The 14,487-nt window shown below is 71.1% G+C and carries 15 protein-coding genes and 1 pseudogene; all 16 read right to left on the reverse strand.

Annotation, left to right across the window (positions count from 1 at the left end; genetic code table 11):
• Positions 1–31: 31 nt before the first annotated feature.
• Positions 32–1,501 (reverse strand): hypothetical protein, encoded by a 1,470-nt coding sequence (locus ACSQ11_RS18025; RefSeq protein WP_436008102.1) that lies wholly within the window; start codon positions 1,499–1,501, stop codon positions 32–34.
• A gap of 4 nt (positions 1,502–1,505) precedes the next feature.
• Positions 1,506–2,339 (reverse strand): hypothetical protein, encoded by an 834-nt coding sequence (locus ACSQ11_RS18030; protein WP_436008104.1) that lies wholly within the window; start codon positions 2,337–2,339, stop codon positions 1,506–1,508.
• Positions 2,339–2,632: a hypothetical protein gene (locus ACSQ11_RS18035; RefSeq protein ID WP_436008106.1), complete on the reverse strand. Its 294-nt coding sequence runs from the start codon at positions 2,630–2,632 to the stop codon at positions 2,339–2,341. The genes ACSQ11_RS18030 and ACSQ11_RS18035 overlap by 1 nt, the downstream gene beginning before the upstream one ends.
• Entirely contained in the window at positions 2,629–3,471 is an 843-nt protein-coding gene (locus ACSQ11_RS18040) for a hypothetical protein (protein ID WP_436008108.1), read from the reverse strand. The genes ACSQ11_RS18035 and ACSQ11_RS18040 overlap by 4 nt, the downstream gene beginning before the upstream one ends.
• On the reverse strand, positions 3,468–3,665 hold the full coding sequence (locus tag ACSQ11_RS18045; RefSeq protein WP_436008110.1) for a hypothetical protein: 198 nt from the start codon (positions 3,663–3,665) through the stop codon (positions 3,468–3,470). Before ACSQ11_RS18045 ends, ACSQ11_RS18040 begins: the two co-directional genes overlap by 4 nt.
• 49 nt (positions 3,666–3,714) lie before the next feature.
• Positions 3,715–4,521: a hypothetical protein gene (locus tag ACSQ11_RS18050; protein ID WP_436008112.1), complete on the reverse strand. Its 807-nt coding sequence runs from the start codon at positions 4,519–4,521 to the stop codon at positions 3,715–3,717.
• A 611-nt stretch (positions 4,522–5,132) separates the two neighbouring features.
• The gene (locus ACSQ11_RS18055; RefSeq protein WP_436008114.1) at positions 5,133–8,381 is read right to left on the reverse strand and encodes a LysM peptidoglycan-binding domain-containing protein; all 3,249 of its coding nucleotides are present in this window, start codon (positions 8,379–8,381) and stop codon (positions 5,133–5,135) included.
• Positions 8,378–8,869, reverse strand: coding sequence for a TadE/TadG family type IV pilus assembly protein (locus ACSQ11_RS18060; RefSeq protein ID WP_436008116.1), 492 nt, complete (start codon positions 8,867–8,869; stop codon positions 8,378–8,380). Before ACSQ11_RS18060 ends, ACSQ11_RS18055 begins: the two co-directional genes overlap by 4 nt.
• Positions 8,870–8,874: 5 nt before the next feature.
• On the reverse strand, positions 8,875–9,327 hold the full coding sequence (locus tag ACSQ11_RS18065) for a TadE family protein (protein WP_436008118.1): 453 nt from the start codon (positions 9,325–9,327) through the stop codon (positions 8,875–8,877).
• Entirely contained in the window at positions 9,324–9,743 is a 420-nt protein-coding gene (locus tag ACSQ11_RS18070; protein WP_436008120.1) for a TadE family protein, read from the reverse strand. Before ACSQ11_RS18070 ends, ACSQ11_RS18065 begins: the two co-directional genes overlap by 4 nt.
• An 8-nt stretch (positions 9,744–9,751) precedes the next feature.
• A complete protein-coding gene (locus ACSQ11_RS18075; RefSeq protein WP_436008122.1) occupies positions 9,752–9,952 on the reverse strand; it encodes a hypothetical protein in 201 nt (66 codons plus the stop codon).
• Positions 9,953–10,050: 98 nt separating this feature from the next.
• Positions 10,051–10,968, reverse strand: a complete 918-nt coding sequence (locus ACSQ11_RS18080) for a type II secretion system F family protein (RefSeq protein ID WP_436008124.1) — start codon at positions 10,966–10,968, stop codon at positions 10,051–10,053.
• Positions 10,965–11,831: a type II secretion system F family protein gene (locus ACSQ11_RS18085; protein WP_436008126.1), complete on the reverse strand. Its 867-nt coding sequence runs from the start codon at positions 11,829–11,831 to the stop codon at positions 10,965–10,967. The genes ACSQ11_RS18080 and ACSQ11_RS18085 overlap by 4 nt, the downstream gene beginning before the upstream one ends.
• Positions 11,832–11,839: 8 nt before the next feature.
• Positions 11,840–13,420, reverse strand: a complete 1,581-nt coding sequence (locus tag ACSQ11_RS18090; RefSeq protein ID WP_436008128.1) for a CpaF family protein — start codon at positions 13,418–13,420, stop codon at positions 11,840–11,842.
• Positions 13,417–14,217, reverse strand: a complete 801-nt coding sequence (locus tag ACSQ11_RS18095; protein WP_436008130.1) for a hypothetical protein — start codon at positions 14,215–14,217, stop codon at positions 13,417–13,419. Before ACSQ11_RS18095 ends, ACSQ11_RS18090 begins: the two co-directional genes overlap by 4 nt.
• A gap of 3 nt (positions 14,218–14,220) precedes the next feature.
• Positions 14,221–14,487, reverse strand: a pseudogene (locus ACSQ11_RS18100) (SAF domain-containing protein); the annotation flags it as partial.

The following is a 14,487-nucleotide window of genomic DNA, read 5'->3' on the forward strand; positions in this document are numbered from 1 at the left end:
TCGTCTCTCCTTGTGGTTCGGTTGGGTTGGGTCAGACCGGGACGATCGGCACGGCACCCGCAGCGGCGGCACCGCCGGCCTCACCACCGGCGGCGGCACCGGGTGCGCCCGGGCCGGATCCGCCTGCTGGGGATCCGCCCGGTGCGCCCGGGGTCGGGCCCTGTGGCAGCTGGGGGGTTGGGGGGTGCGGGATCGGTGGGGTCGGAACACCGGTGTCGGGGCTGGTGCTTGGTCCGCTGCCGTTGATCTCGGGGTTGTCGTCCTCGGCCTTGTTGCCGCCGCCCTGACCGCGCCCGGACTGGCTCTTGGTCTTGCTGAAGTCAGGGACGTAGTTGTTGTGCCCGACACCCATCTGGTTGGTCAGGTCGGCGCCGATGGCGGCACCCCGGGACCCGATGCTTTCCATGGCGCCCATGCCGGCGCCGACGGCCTGCCCGAGCGCGCCCCCCACCTGTCCCATGAGTCCACGCGCGCCGGCGTTGAACCGTGCACTGGTGGAGTCCTCACCCGAGGCCTCGGCCTGGGAGCGGCCGTTGGCGTCGGTCGTCGAGGCAGCGGAGGAGCCCGCGTCGCCCTGGCCACTGCCGCTGAGCAGGCCGCCGAGGCCTCCTTGGGCGGCGAGGCCGGCCCGCAGGGCGGACCCGGAACTGGTGCCGGGGTCCACGAACGCCAGGAGCTTGAACAGGGCGAGCGGGCTGAAGCAGCCGATGCAGATCAGGATGACGCCGGGAACGGCGGTCCCGATGGCCTTCTGCAGGTCGTCGGTCATGCCGGTGGCGACCCCGGACGTCATCTGCACCCCGATGCCGAGCACGAGGATCATCACGACCGGTGTGAACGCCGCGGCGATGAACCACCGCAGGCTCTTCCAGAACCAGCTCTGTCCGGCGTCGCTGACCAGTCCGCCGGCGGCGATCGGGGTCGTCGTGGCCAAGACCATGAGGGCGCCGGCTCGGGTGAGCATGACCAGCAGGTGCCCGATGGCGGCGAAGACGAGGAAGATCCCCATGAAGCCCAAGACGGTGGCGATGGTCCCGTCGCTGATGTCCTCCGTCGAGATCTGGGTGCCCAAGGGTTCGAACTGGGCCCACTTGTCGATGTGCAGCAGCTTGTCCATCAGGGCGCGGGTGAGGCCCCCGCAGGCGGCGACGACGAGGACGGCCAGGGCGATCCAGGCGGCCCAGACCATGACGAACTGGCCGGTCCCGACCAGCACCCGCGCCATGGACTTGCCATCGCGTCGAGCGGCGGTCACGGCCAGCTGGACCATGGTCAGCAGCAGCATGAGGGCCAGGGCGATCCAGAACGTCATCTGGTAGACCTGCGCGCCCGGTCCGCCTTCGCTGAGGTCGGGGACGGTGAACGCGTCGACGAGCGTGAGGACGAGCTTGAGCAGCCAGAGTCCGGCGTTCCAGAGTCCGAGCATGGCTGCGGTCCAGCCGTCGGCCACGACCTTGCCGGCTGCCGAGCCGAGGTAGGTGAACGGGTTGAGGAAGTCCATCGCGCTAGTCCGCTCCGTTGCTGGTGACCCAGGTGCGCCAGCCAGCCTTGAAGGCGATCTCGGTGCCTGGCCAGGTCGAGGGGGCGGCTGCGGCTGCTGCGCCGGGGGCGATCATCCAGCGGCCGCCCTGCCCGGCGGGCTGCCACTGCATGCGTTCGCAGTAGCCGTATCCGATGCGGGCTTCGGCCGTGATGATGGCGCGCACGTCGAGGAGGACGCAGGCGAGCACCCAGTCGGCTCCGTCACTGGCCTTCACTTGGGCGGCGGCCGGGGTGGCGGTGACGGTGACCGTCGGGTCCTTGGTCTGTCCCTGCCCGGCGCTGGCGAGGAAGTTCTGGACGTTCTTGGTCAGGGCCCACTCGGCAACGCCGGACCCGCCGGCCATAGCCCACTGCTCATAGACCTGATTGGTCTGGGGGATGGACATTCCCTGCAGGACCGTCGTCTCGATCGCGGCCAGCTGACCGACCGCTCCCTCGGGAGTGTGTGGGAAGCCGGTCGGCACCTGCACCGGCCCCGCCGCGGTGGCCGGTGGCACCTCGATGACCGGGCCGGCGATGGCCGCGGGGACGCCCTGCCGGGCGTCGTCCGGGGTGACCTGCAGCATGGGGGCGGCAGCGGCCTGGTCGCGGTATGCCGGCCCGGTGCCGGTGGGGGAAACCTTCGTGGCCACACGCTGTGTCGTGGGCTGCGTGTCCCCGCTCCGCAGGCCGTAGTAGAGCGCGAGGCCGAGGCCGACCACGAATAGCAGGGCCGCCGCGACACCCGCTGCCAAGGTGGCCAGGAGTCGGGAGCGTCCCCACCCGCCGTCGGCGGTGGTCTGCCCGGCCCGGGTCATCAGACGCACCCGGCCCCGGTCATGGCGCGAACGATGCCGGGAAGGACCAGGTAGCCGATCACCGCGAGGAAGACGACGACGACGCCGACGATCCCGGCCTTGGATGCGTGCGGCATCCCGAAGATGCGGCCGGCGACGATGGCGCCGATGCCGATGACGACGCCGAGGACGAACAGGATGATCGTGCCCCACAGGACGTATCCCATGAGCTGGTCGGCGTAGCGCTGCGCTCCCGGCGGTGCGACGGGGCACACCTGCGGGAGGGTGACGAGCTGGCGGGTGAGTGCGTTCATGACGGGTTTCCCTTCGTGGTGACTCCGGCCACGGTGGCGCGGAGGACTTGGTCTGCTGCGGTGAGCAGCGGGGCGGGCAGTGCCTCGGAGTCGAGGCCGCGCACGGCGAGGGCCCGGTCGAGGGGCACCTGGTGCAGGTCCCCGCGCTGGTCGAGTTGTCGTGTCAGGGCGCCGAGGCTGTGCTCGAGGCCGCGGGGCCACTTGCGTCTGGTGGGGCCGAGCACGGCACCCAGGACTCGACGTCCGGCCAGCAGCGCCAGCGCCCCCTCGAGCCGCCGCAGGCCGGGGATGGTGGCCGTGGTGGCCACGACCACGTGCTCGGAGTGGAGCAGCTGGTCCGCCAGCCAGTTGGGGCTGGCCAGTACCTGCCCGAGCTCCCATCCGACGTCGAGGACGGTCAGCGTGAGCGCTGCGGTGGGGTCGGTGGGGGTGGGCACTTCGTCTGGGCTGACGAGGATGTCGCTGCCGCGCTCGAGGAGGACGTCGCCTCGTGTTCCTTGTGACCAGCCGGTGGCGTGCTGGCCCAGTTCCGCGGTGGAGGCTGGTGCCAGTCCGGAAGCGGTGGCGGTGCAGCACTCGACGATCCGGGTGGCGCCCGGCGCGCGGGTGGCCAAGGCCAGCGCCAGCGTGGTCGCTCCGACAGACCCCGCGCAGCCGACGACGGGCAGCACGGGCTCGTCGGGGTGCCAGCCGTGGGGCGTGGTCTCGTGGCCGTCCACGGCTCCGGGTCGCTGACGGGGGCGGAAGTCGCCGGCCTGCACGGAGCGCCATGCCCGCTTGAGCTCTTGGACGCTCACCGCGGCCCTCGAGGGCGTCGCGTGGGCGGTGGGTGTGGTCATCGGGTCCCCTCCTCGAGCGCGGTGCGCCGCGCCTCGAGGGCGGCCCGCAGGCTGGGAGCGTCGAGCCGCGCCAGGGCTACTCGTGCGGCGTGCACCTGGTTCAGTCGGTCGACGCACCCGGCCAGGGCGGCGAGGGCTTCGCCTTCGCTGCCGGCCACGGCCATCAGCCGGTTGAGCTCCGTTTCGTCGGTCATCGTCATCACCTCGTCGCCGTAAGCCGGTCGAGGCTCGCTGGTGGACATGTCAGGCGGAGGCACGCTGCTGGGTGCCGCAGACGACGCGAAGGGCCTTCACCGACCGGGCGGCGCGGCGGCGCACCGTCCGTGAGGACACACCTCGCTCCGCGGCGACCGCATCCGAGGCGGCGGGGGCCATCAGTCCGGCGTGCCCGCGCCCGGACCGGGCGGGGTTCGCGACGTCGGCGGCGTGGGCGAGGCTCAGCAACAGGTCGCCGTCGTCCGGGGTCAGTGCCCCGCGACTCGTCGCGACCTCGAGGATGTCGTCCAGCTCCTGCTCGGCCGTGGGCCCGCCCGGGTGAACGCAGTGGGCCGCCTCGGTCCACACCTCCGCCGCGGGCGGGAAGGGGATGGTTCGCGTCCCGGTGGGGTCCCCTGCGTCGCCGATCCCCAGATCGCGCATCACTCCCTTGCGGGTGTTCATCAGAATGTTGGCGGCCACCTTGTGCCCGCGCTGCCAGGGAAAGGTCCTGGCCTCGACCCACAGTTGGGCCGCGACGGTCTCGTCGATCCGCCGGCTGACCCTGCTGAGCCTGAACGCCAACAGGCTGGCTCCGGGCAGCAGCACCCACGTGAGGACGCCCGTCGCGGCGACGTCGTCGCCCCCGTCCGGAGCGGACAGCTCGGCCAGGGCGAGCAGGACCTGGTCGGCTGCGTCCCAGTCGGCCTCCCGCAGCCAGAACGGAAGGTCGTCCAGTTCCTCGATGGCACCGAGGGCGCTGTGGCGCAGCTGCCATTGCTGCCATCGCTGCCTGGCCAGGGCCAGGACCTCGCTGTCGGGGTCGGCCAGACCCAGGTGTGTTGCGACGCTCATCTCGAGTTCCTTTCGCCGTGTGGACACGGCAGGAAGGTCTCGACTGGTCGTCCCCGCCCTTGTCACCGTGCGGCGCCGGGCGGGAGGGGGTACGTCCGGCCTTGGACGGGGGACAACCCTCTGACCTGCGGCGATGCGACGTACCCCAACTCGTCGAAGTTTTTGAGCGGAGGCCTTGCGATTGGTGCCCGCGCGCATGCGTTCCTCGCCCCGGAGGCCCGCAATGTCGGCCGTTTCGCGCACACTCTGGAGGTGTGCAGCCCACCCCTCCTCCCCCACCGCGCCGCGCTGGCGTTCCGCTCGCCGAGCGACCCGTCGCCGGCGGCGGCGCCTCGTCCGCTCGCCGGCATTGCTGGGTGCAGGGCCCCTCAGAGGCACCCGGCCCACATCCGGGATTGGTGGTGGAGTGGCGCCGGGTTGGCTCGACCTGGCGGGCATGGGTCGTCTACGTCGTCGACGAGCCGGGCGGAGGAGTGACCACCGTGCAGCAGTGGGTGGACCAGTCGTTGGTCCGCCCGGCGTAAAGCCGCGTCGAAGCCAGGCCCGGGCAAGGGAGCAGCCCCGGCCTAGGGGGGAGGAGGCCCGGGGCTGCTCGGCTTCGGGGGAAAGGGTTAGCTGGCCTTGCGGGTCCGCTCGTGCCAGTCGCGAGTGGCGATGACCTGCTTCGTCCGCTCCGACAGTTCCGGTGGAGCGTCGTCGTCGTCGGTGCGGTTGCACACCTCGTCGCGCAGGATCCGGTCGGCCTCGCCGGGGTGCCCTTCAGCGTCGGCGACGGCAGCCAAATCGAGCCTGGGGATCTCCTCGTGTGGTGCGGCGAGAGCTGCGGTCTCAGCGGCCAGCCGGGCCTGGCGTGTGTCGCCGGACTGGAGGCTGTAGGTGGTGACCAAGTGGGCGACGTCGACGACGGCGCAGATCATGTGCTGGTCGAGCCGGTCGCCCTCGGACAGGAACGCCCACCCGCCATCGCGCAGCCGGTCGAAGGGCCGGCCTTGGACCAGTCGTAGGGCGGCGCGGAGGTCGTCGACACCGGCGGGACCGCGGGACTCCCCGCGCACGCGCAGCCGCCTGAACAGATCGGCGTCGACCAGCACGTCGAGGACCTGGTAGACCCCGACGCCTCGGGCGATCGCTGCGGGTGCCTTGCGCGCGTCGGGAAGGTGGGCCTCGCCCGTGCGGGGGTTGGTGCCCAACCAGTCGCGCACGATGCGAACGTAGTCGCGGGCCTTCGCGGGGGTGATGCTGAAGGCCTCGGCCAACTCCTCCGGGGTGGCGCCGTGCGCGCGTGTGGCCAGGAAGGCGAGCATCTCGGTGTAGTACGGCTTGCGCTTGGTGACCGGGGTGCCGCGGGTTCGTGCTCCCACCGGGCCCAGCAGGGTCAGCCTGGGCAGCGGACAGTCCTGGGACCACCACAGCTCGAGGTCCTCGTCGAGGGTGGGGTCCGCCTCGGCCACGGCGGCGCGAACCCGCTCGGGAACCTTGGGGGCCAACGCCTCGAGGTCGTCGGACGTGGTCGCTCCGGTGCGCAGGTAGTCCTCGTCGGCGTGCTCGAGCAGCGAGGCTGCAGCCTCGTCGGCGTGCTCGTGCCGGGCGCGGGTGTGCTCTTCACGCAGTGCCCCGGCCTCGTCGGACCATGCCCGCCAGCCTTCGTGCGCGCGCTCGTCGACCGGCATGGGGGTGTCGGCGAGGTCCTCGCTTTGCGCCAGTAGGGCGGCGCACCCTTGGGCCTCGTCACTGGTCAGGCCAACGGCGATCAGGTCGAGCCCGGCGTGCGGGAGGTTGACCCGACCGTTGCCGGTGACGTGCAGCTCTACACCCGGGGCCCCCGCACGGTCGCCGCGGAGCACGACGGAGGCACCCGTCTGGCCCGCGTGCTGGTAGACGAGATCGAGCAGCTGGTCCAGGGCTGGCGTCGTCGCGCTTGAGTCCGGTTCGCCGCCCTCGTCGTCCGCCGCATCGACGAGCAGGATCCTCGCCGGCCATGACTCGGCACCATCCTGACGTGCCCGGGCGGTGGCGACGTCGACGCCGGTCTCGGCGCTGCGGTCGATCATGTCGATGGCGTCGGCCAGGACCTCGGCCGCGGGATCCGCGTGCCCGCCGGCGTGGACTCGGATCCGGTCGGTGTTCATCGGGGCGACCTCGTGCCCGACGCCGACGAGGTCGACCCTGACGCCGTGGGACCAAGGGTTGCAGGCGATCTCGGCGGCCAGGTACCGGGCGAAGTCACGCCCGAACGTGGTGTCGCCGGTGATGCTCAGGGCGAGGTCCTCGATGTTGAGCAGCCACACGTTTCCGTTGTCGCCGGCGCCGATGGTGACAAGCAGCGGGTACGGGGCGGGGTAGTCGGCGATGCGTGGTCCCACGTCGGACAGGTCGGTGCCCGCGGGTAGGGTCCAGTGGAGCCGGTCCGCGCTGCCCGACCAAGGGTGGTCCAGCTGCGTCGGGGCGGACAGATGCAGGGTGAGGGCGTGTTGGCTCAGCTCGACCGCGGCGAGCTCGGGAATGGGTGCTCCCGCGGCGATGGTTCCAGCCGCGAGACGGTGCAGGGCCTCGTCCATGAGCTCGACGTCGACGCATGCCGGGACACCCGCGACGGTGAGGGTCTTCTCCACCGGAGCGAGGAGCGGTTCCGGTGCGGCGATGGTGCGCCCCGGGCGACGGGCCCGGAACTGTGCTCGGCGGCGCCTGCGCAATGCGATCAGCATGGCCCCGGCCAGCATCGCTCCCGCACCGGTCAGACCGGTCAAGAGCCACGGGGCCTGGCTGTCTTCGGTGTCCTGCGCGCTGACGCCTGCCGCGCCACTGGTGTCGGGCGCGTCGCCGCGCGCCGACTGGGTCGGCGTCGCGGGCACCGCTGAGGCCTCCGGCGCCGGGCTCGCCGCCTCGGGTTTCGCCGCCTCGGGGTTCGCCGCCGGGGGCTGCGCAGGAGCAACGGGCTCGAGGGCTGGGTCAGGTGTGGTGACCCGAGGCGCATGGCTGGCGGGGATGGTCAGGGTCCAGCCGGGCAGGATCAGGTCGGGGTCACTCAGGTGGCCCCCATTGGGCTGAGCGGTGTGCCGGGATGCCTCGAAGATCTCCGGGTACCGGTCCGCGTCACCGAGCTCATCCTGGGCGATTTGCGACAGGGTGTCGCCGCGCTCGACGGTCTCGGAGTGCTCGCCGTGGGCCATGCCATGGCGGGCGTCGGGGATCTGCAGGACCACTCCGACGGGGAGGAACCCTGGGTCGGGTCCCAGGACTGCGCGGTTCAGGTCGGCCAGCTCGGTGTAGCGGCTCCCGACCCCTAGGTAGTCCTCGGCGATCGACCAGAGCGTGTCGCCACGTTCGACCACGTGCTCGACCGTGGAGGGTGCTGCGGGTGCCTGCTGGGGGCGCGCTGACGCGCGACTGGATGCTCCGGTCGTTGGCACCGGCGCGGACACCTGGTCAGGTGTGGTCAGGACGGTGGCGCTGGCCACCGACGACGCTTGCGCCATGGGGGCAGCGTTGGCGGGGGTCCCCGACATGGGTGCAGCAGCGAAGAGCAGGAGGGCGGTTCCGACCAGGCCCCTCGCGGCCGCTTGCGGCATGCCCAGGCCTCGCAGATGCGGCGCCCGGACCCCCCGGGCCCGGGACAGGATCTCCAAGACGATCGCGCCGGCGAGGAACAGCCACGCCGCCCAGGCGATGACCTTGATGGCTCCCAGGACCAAGGTCCCGTCGTCCGGGCTGGTCAGGGCGGTCCGGACCTGCTCGAGCGTGGGCCACATGTCCGGGAGCGGGTTGGCGCCCACGGCCAGGAGGGTGATCGGCAGGGCGACCACGATGCCCACAATGGTCAGGGCCGCGGCGAGCCCGGTGAGCCGAGTTCGCAGTGTCATCGCTGCACTCCTTCGAGGGCTCGGGTGATGGTGGCCTGCGCACGGCCGGTCACGGTGATGCGGTTGATCCCGATGATGGACAGGAACTTGGTTGTGTAGACGTCGCTGGTAGTCACGGTGATGGTGTCGCCACCGGTCACCGTGGCGGTGCCCGTGACGTCGCTGGCGGCCAGATAGGTGCGGGCCGCTTGGACGGCGCGTGAGGTGTCCGCGAAGGCCCCTTCACCGCGGATGGCCGGCGCGGCCTGCAGCTGCTGGCCGCCTGCCCTGGCCGCCTGCCGGGCCGTGTCGCGTGCGTGCTGTTGCGCGTACACCTGGCCGCCCAGGTCGACGGCCATCCCCACGAGGACGATCATGATGAACCCGGCCGTCACGATCCAGATCGTGATCGAACCACGCTCGCCGTCGACGAGACGACGGCTGGTATGCGGGCCGCGCCGTGCCAGCAAGCTGGCGCGGTGACCGCAACGCACGTTCAGGCCGAGCATGTGCCTCACCGCTCTCGGTAGGTATCCAGCGGCGAGGTCATCGTCGCGGTCACGGTTCGGGTGCCAGGCACCCCGGGAACGGAAAGGTCGGACAGGTTCACCACGCAGGTCACGGTGGCACGGACGCTGGCGGGGGTGCCGACGGGGGACGCGAACCCGCTCGTGTCGACACTCACGGTGGTGCTCCGGCAGTTGACGCGCTGGTTGTTCAGGGCGCTGGCCGCGGCCGTCTCCGCGCTGTCGCCGGCTTGGCCCTGGGTCCGGGCGATCGAGGCGGCCCGGGCAGCCTCGGTCGCCGCGGAGCCGACGGCCTGGTTGGCGATCGCGACCCGGCCGGCGAACACGATGAGCCCGACGAAGAGCATGAAAGCAGGCACCCCGATGACCGCCTCGATGACGGCCGATCCCCGTTCCCTGTCACGCAAGGGAAGACACGGCAGACGCAGCGCCCGGCTCACTGGGTGATCCTCTCGACGGGAGCGCTGGCGCTCTGGGTGACGGTGGGTCGCCAGCCGGGGATGACGCTCAGGGAGCGGCCGGTGACGGTCACGGTGGCGCTGGTGGCGCTGCGCGAGGCGCTCACCCGAGCGCCGGTGAGGACGTCGTCGCCGCCCGCGGCGTCGACGAAGGCGTAGGCGTCCTGGGCGCCTGCCGCGCGGCTACCGGCCACCCCGGCAGCGGTCCGGACGCCCTCCTGCGCGGCAGCCAGGGCGACGGTGCGGGCGTGGTAGAACAGCGCGCCCTGCATACCGAGGAACATCACCGCGAACAACGCCGGCATCAGCAGCACCATCTGAATGGATGTGGAGCCGCGTTCGTGCTCCTTGACCGCCCGCTGACGGTCAAGGAGCGCGAACCCTGCTGGCCGGCGCATCGTTGGTGCTACCGAATCTCCGCGGCCTTGTTGCGGACGTAGTTGGTGATGGCCAGGACGACGATCCCCACGATGGCGATGACGGCCACGGCCCAGATGACGTTCTCGATCGTCACCGAGCCGCGCTCGGGATCCTTGGTCGCCTTGCGGATGGCGGTGTCGCGCATCTGGACGCCGAGAGTGTGCAGTGTTGCGGCGAGGTAGTACATGGTTGTCCCCTTTGGGTTGGACCGGGTTATGCGCCCGGGCGTTCGGTTGGGTTCTGTTGGCGGGGGTGAGCTTGCGGTTCAACTGGCGGTCGTGGTCCTCAGGTGCTGCCTCCGATCACTCGCAGCAGCGCTGGCGCGACGAGGATGGCCAGGAAGATCACGCCGAGCAGGCTCATCGGGATCGACATCTTTTCGCCCACCTCGTTTGCCTTGGCCTTCTCGGAGGTGAGCATCGCGCTTCGCATCCCTGACGAGCGGGCGCGCAGACTCCGGTAGACCTGGGCGCCCTCTTCCCCCGACAGGCGCATGATGTCCGCGAGGTCGTCGAGCTCGGGGAGGCCCAACTCGAGGGCCAGGCCGTGCAGGGCGTCCCACGGGGTGAGGCCCGACCAGCGGGTGCGCGCCAGCTCTTCACCGAGGCGGCGGAACACCCACGAGTCGCCGACCTCGGCCGCCACTTCCATGGCCTGCCGCGGGCCGGCGCCCGCGTTGCGCTCGAGCGCCACGAAGTCGATGTAGGCGCCCAGGGCGCGGCTGAACTCGGCGCGCGCCTTCTTCGCATCGTCCCGGACGTTGTAGTCGGGCAGGAAGAACATGACGGCACCCAAAGCGAGGGTCGCGACGGCAGGGATGAAGATCGGCAGCCGCGCACCGAGCAGGGTGAAGAAGGTGGTGAGCAGCGGCGGAATGGCCAGGCCGAGCAGGGCGAACATGATCTTCTCGCCGTAATAGCGGCTGACCGGGATCCGCAGGATCGCCAGCTCCTTGGTGGGGATGGTCCCCCACGCGCCCGCGGGGAGCTTCTTCATCCCCCAAACACCCAACCGTTCCCGCGTGTCGCCAGCCGGGTGCACCCCCTCGAGGTCCCGTCGCTTCGCATGCTCGGGCGAGAGGCGCTGGAGGGCGTCGCCCAGGTCGGGATCCGCCGGGGTCAGACGCCACACAAGCAGCGCGACCCCCAACCCGACGAGGGCGCCAGCGATCAGGGCCAGCTGCAGGCCGGTGGGGCCCATCATCGCGCGGCCGCCTTGGCTGCGGACCCGATGAACCTGGGCAGAGGCTTGCCGGTGGACATCCTGCGCATCCACACCAGCGTCGCCACGTACATGCCGAGCAGAAGCACGAGGAACATCTGCCCGATCGGGGTCCCATAGGGGGCGATGTAGTCGCCGGTCAGTGCCAGGACTCCCAGCACCGAGACGGTGATGAGGGTGACCCACCGCGCGGTCGACCGCGGCTTGGCCCGGTCCGACTCGATCTCGCGACGGGCGGCCACGTCGGCCGCGGTGGACTCGGCGAGGGCCTCCAGAACGCTGGCCACACCGCCGCCGCGGCGGCGCGCACCGAGGATCAGGTTGCCGGCGATCAGGTCCCCGGTCGCGTCGTCGAGCTCGTCGGCGAAGGCGCGCAGGGCGTCCTCGGTGGCCCACCTGGCGCGCAGCCGTGACGCCAGACGGGTCACCTCCGGCCGGATCGCCTCAGGGGTCGATCGCAAGGTCGAGATCAGTGCCTGCTCCAGGCCCACACCTGCAGTGAGGATGCCCGACAGGGAGCGGGTCCATTCCTCCATGGCCTCCAACCGCTCGATCTTGCTCGCCGACGGCGGCGCGCTCAGCAGCAGCGGAAGGCCCGCGGCGGCTGCCGGCACCAGCGGGATCGCCACGAGCCAACCCGTCAGGACCGCGACGGCCACCCCGACGGCGGCACCCGCCAGCAGCAGCAGCCGTGTCCGCCGATCCAGCCTCCGCACCCGATCCAATGGGCTGCCGTTGGCGAGGGCGCTCCGCTTGGGCGCGGCAGGTTGCACCGGACGAGCCCGGAGCCCGACGGCGACCCCGAGCACGCCCGCAACGACCAGCGCGCCCGCCAGAGCCGGCACGAGTGCTGTCATGACGCTGCCTCGCTCTGCCCGAAGAACTCCTCGAGCTCGAACCCCCACCCGGCCAAGTCCCGGTACTCATCGGGCAGGACGCGTGGCTCAGCCACTCGGCCACCGGCCGAGGTGTGGAACACGCTCTGTACGGCGTAGCCCTTCTCGCGCTCCCCCGGCGTCAGAGTGAGGATCTCGGCGACCCAACGGGAGCGTTGCGCGGTGCCGTCGGCCAGGGGCGTGGTCTCCAGATGGACGTGCACGATGATGTCGATGCTCGCGGCGATCGCCCGGACCGCGTAGTCGTGGGTGATGTGGGGCCCGGCCTCCATGGCGCAGGTGACCAGCTTGCCGATCGCACCTTCCGCGTTCTTGGCGTGGGTCGTGGAGATCGACCCGGAGCCGGACTCCATCGCCTTGAGCATCGCCAGGACTTCCGGGCCGCGGACCTCACCGACGATCTGGCGGGACAGGTCGAAACGGAACGAGTCGAACAGGGCCTGGCTGAGGGTGAATTCGCCGGCCTGGCTGCCGTCGGCAGCCCGCTCACCGGAGCCCGGTCGAGCCTCCCAGGGAAAGACGTAGGGGTGCTGCTCCTTCAGCTCGTGCAAGTGGAGCTCGTACTCGGTCTCAAAGGTGCCGATGATCTCGTGCTTGGGGATCTCCGCGCACAACGCACGGACCAAGGTCGTCTTGCCGGCACCCTGAGCGCCCGAGACGACGATGCTGCGCCGGGACTTCACTGCAGCGGAGAGGAACGACGCGGCCAGCTCCGACATCGTCCCGCGGTCCACGAGGTCGGACAAGGTGACCTGGCGCAGCCTGTGGCGCCTGATGACCACCGACGGCCGGGGCGTGACCCAGGCCGCCGCTGCCAGACGCGCGCCGCCGTCCAGGCGCAGGTGCAGCCTCGGTTGAGCCTCGGAGAACGGTCGGGCGTTGACCTCCGAGCGGGAGGCGAGGAAGACGAGGAAGTCGATCAGTTCCTGGTCGGAGTCGGCAACTGGCGGGCCGGGAATGAGCCGCCCGTCGGTGAGCTCGAGGAACACTGAGTCGTAGCCGAAGATGAGGATGTTCTCGACGCGGTGGTCGTCGACGAGCGGCTGCAACCGTCCCAAGCCGAACAGGGCGTCGTCGATGGCCTTGGCCAGTGCATCCTGCTCGGCGGCGTTCCAGGTCTCCTGCCCGGAGCTGACTCGCTCGTCGTGCTCGCTATTGAGCAGGTCCAGGATGATCGCTCGGCCACGTTCCCGCTGGGCGGCGGCCGACAGGTGGCCACGTTCCTCGCCCAGGGCAGCGCTGAGGCGGTCTGAGGCCTGACCCCGGAACGCGGTGACCAACCCCCAGTCGATGTCCGCCCCGTGGCGGTGGATCCGAGGCATGTCCTGGTCGACGTGGCCAGCGGTGTCCTCGCGGGCTTGGGTCGCGAATCCGGCATCGGTCGGATCGGCATCGGTTGAAGGAGTCATCGTGAACGATCCCCGCACGCGGCCGGGACGTGCTGGCCGCTGGGTCTCGGCCGGTGCAGCGAACAGCGGCAGCGACGTCGGGTCCACCGGGTTGTTGGGCGCACCGTTAGGTGCTGGGTCGTGGCTCATGCCCGCACTCCGACCATCTGTGTGCCGAGCTGGTCTCGATTCGCGGCCACGGCCGCTTGGATGGCGCCCTGGCCGGCCGCCAAGCTACGCACCAGTCGGGACGAGTCGAATCGGCGAGGGGCCTTAGCGCCCTTGGCGAAGACGTCCGCTGCCGCCGGGTCCCAGGCAAGGGAGGCGGTCGCCGGGATCTGCAGGACCTTCTGCACGTCTCGTGCCGAGTAGGGCTGCCCCTCCCCCACGAGCAGCAGCCCGAGTGAGGACCTGCCTCCGACCCGCTCGAACCCGGTTCGAAGGGTCTCAGCCCAAGACCGTGCCGCGGACAGCGAGACCAGGTCGGTCCGGGTGACAAGCAGAGCGAGATCGGCCGCGTAGATGAGGGATTCGGGACTCCCTGCGAGGCCGAGTCGTCCAGCGTCGACGATGACGTCCTGGCCCGTGGCCTCGAGGGCCTTGAACTCGGTGGCCAGCTTCTCCCACAGTGGCAGCAGGCTGCGCGCTTGGCCGTGCGAGCGGGTGCCGGGCAAGAGCGCAACGGTCGCCTCAGGCGGGCCTGGCATCCGCACGGTTGATTGAGCGATCGCGTCACTCAACTCGCCATGGCGTTCCGCCAAGGCGAGATCGATAAGGGAGCTCGACGGCGCGGACTCGGCGCGAAGATAACCGGCGAACACCGCTGATCCCCCGGTCGGGTCACCCTCCACCAGCAGGACCGGGCGGGGCCATGTGAGGGCCACGCCCAACGCGGAGGCGGTGACCCCGGGCGACCCGGACGCGGAGAACATCACGATCAGGGCCATCGTTCAGCGCTCCCGGCTGTCCAGGACCAAGGCCACCTTGCCTGTGGCTGCGCGGGCGGCCAGCTCGGCAGCCTGGCCCTCGGGCACCTCGAGCGAAACCACCGTCTCGCCGTTCTCGCCGTTCGGGTAGAGACCCACCACCGTGGCGGTGATCGTTGCCGGCGGCTCCTGGCCGAGGTCGCCTTGCTGCCCCGGGGTGGCCACGACGCGGACGTGGTCGCCGTTCAGCAGCCTCTCGCCGGGCATCAGCGAGGGCGGCAGCGCGACACC

The organism is Knoellia sp. LjRoot47 (assembly GCF_964253435.1).
Lineage (GTDB): Bacteria > Actinomycetota > Actinomycetes > Actinomycetales > Dermatophilaceae > Knoellia.

Coding starts and splice junctions, on each gene's coding strand:
- ACSQ11_RS18025 (WP_436008102.1), bottom strand. CDS start 1,501: ATGGACTTCCTCAACCCGTTCACCTACCTCGGCTCGGCAGCCGGCAAG.
- ACSQ11_RS18030 (WP_436008104.1), bottom strand. CDS start 2,339: ATGACCCGGGCCGGGCAGACCACCGCCGACGGCGGGTGGGGACGCTCC.
- ACSQ11_RS18035 (WP_436008106.1), bottom strand. CDS start 2,632: ATGAACGCACTCACCCGCCAGCTCGTCACCCTCCCGCAGGTGTGCCCC.
- ACSQ11_RS18040 (WP_436008108.1), bottom strand. CDS start 3,471: ATGACCACACCCACCGCCCACGCGACGCCCTCGAGGGCCGCGGTGAGC.
- ACSQ11_RS18045 (WP_436008110.1), bottom strand. CDS start 3,665: ATGACCGACGAAACGGAGCTCAACCGGCTGATGGCCGTGGCCGGCAGC.
- ACSQ11_RS18050 (WP_436008112.1), bottom strand. CDS start 4,521: ATGAGCGTCGCAACACACCTGGGTCTGGCCGACCCCGACAGCGAGGTC.
- ACSQ11_RS18055 (WP_436008114.1), bottom strand. CDS start 8,381: ATGACACTGCGAACTCGGCTCACCGGGCTCGCCGCGGCCCTGACCATT.
- ACSQ11_RS18060 (WP_436008116.1), bottom strand. CDS start 8,869: ATGCTCGGCCTGAACGTGCGTTGCGGTCACCGCGCCAGCTTGCTGGCA.
- ACSQ11_RS18070 (WP_436008120.1), bottom strand. CDS start 9,743: ATGCGCCGGCCAGCAGGGTTCGCGCTCCTTGACCGTCAGCGGGCGGTC.
- ACSQ11_RS18075 (WP_436008122.1), bottom strand. CDS start 9,952: ATGTACTACCTCGCCGCAACACTGCACACTCTCGGCGTCCAGATGCGC.
- ACSQ11_RS18080 (WP_436008124.1), bottom strand. CDS start 10,968: ATGATGGGCCCCACCGGCCTGCAGCTGGCCCTGATCGCTGGCGCCCTC.
- ACSQ11_RS18090 (WP_436008128.1), bottom strand. CDS start 13,420: ATGAGCCACGACCCAGCACCTAACGGTGCGCCCAACAACCCGGTGGAC.
- ACSQ11_RS18095 (WP_436008130.1), bottom strand. CDS start 14,217: ATGGCCCTGATCGTGATGTTCTCCGCGTCCGGGTCGCCCGGGGTCACC.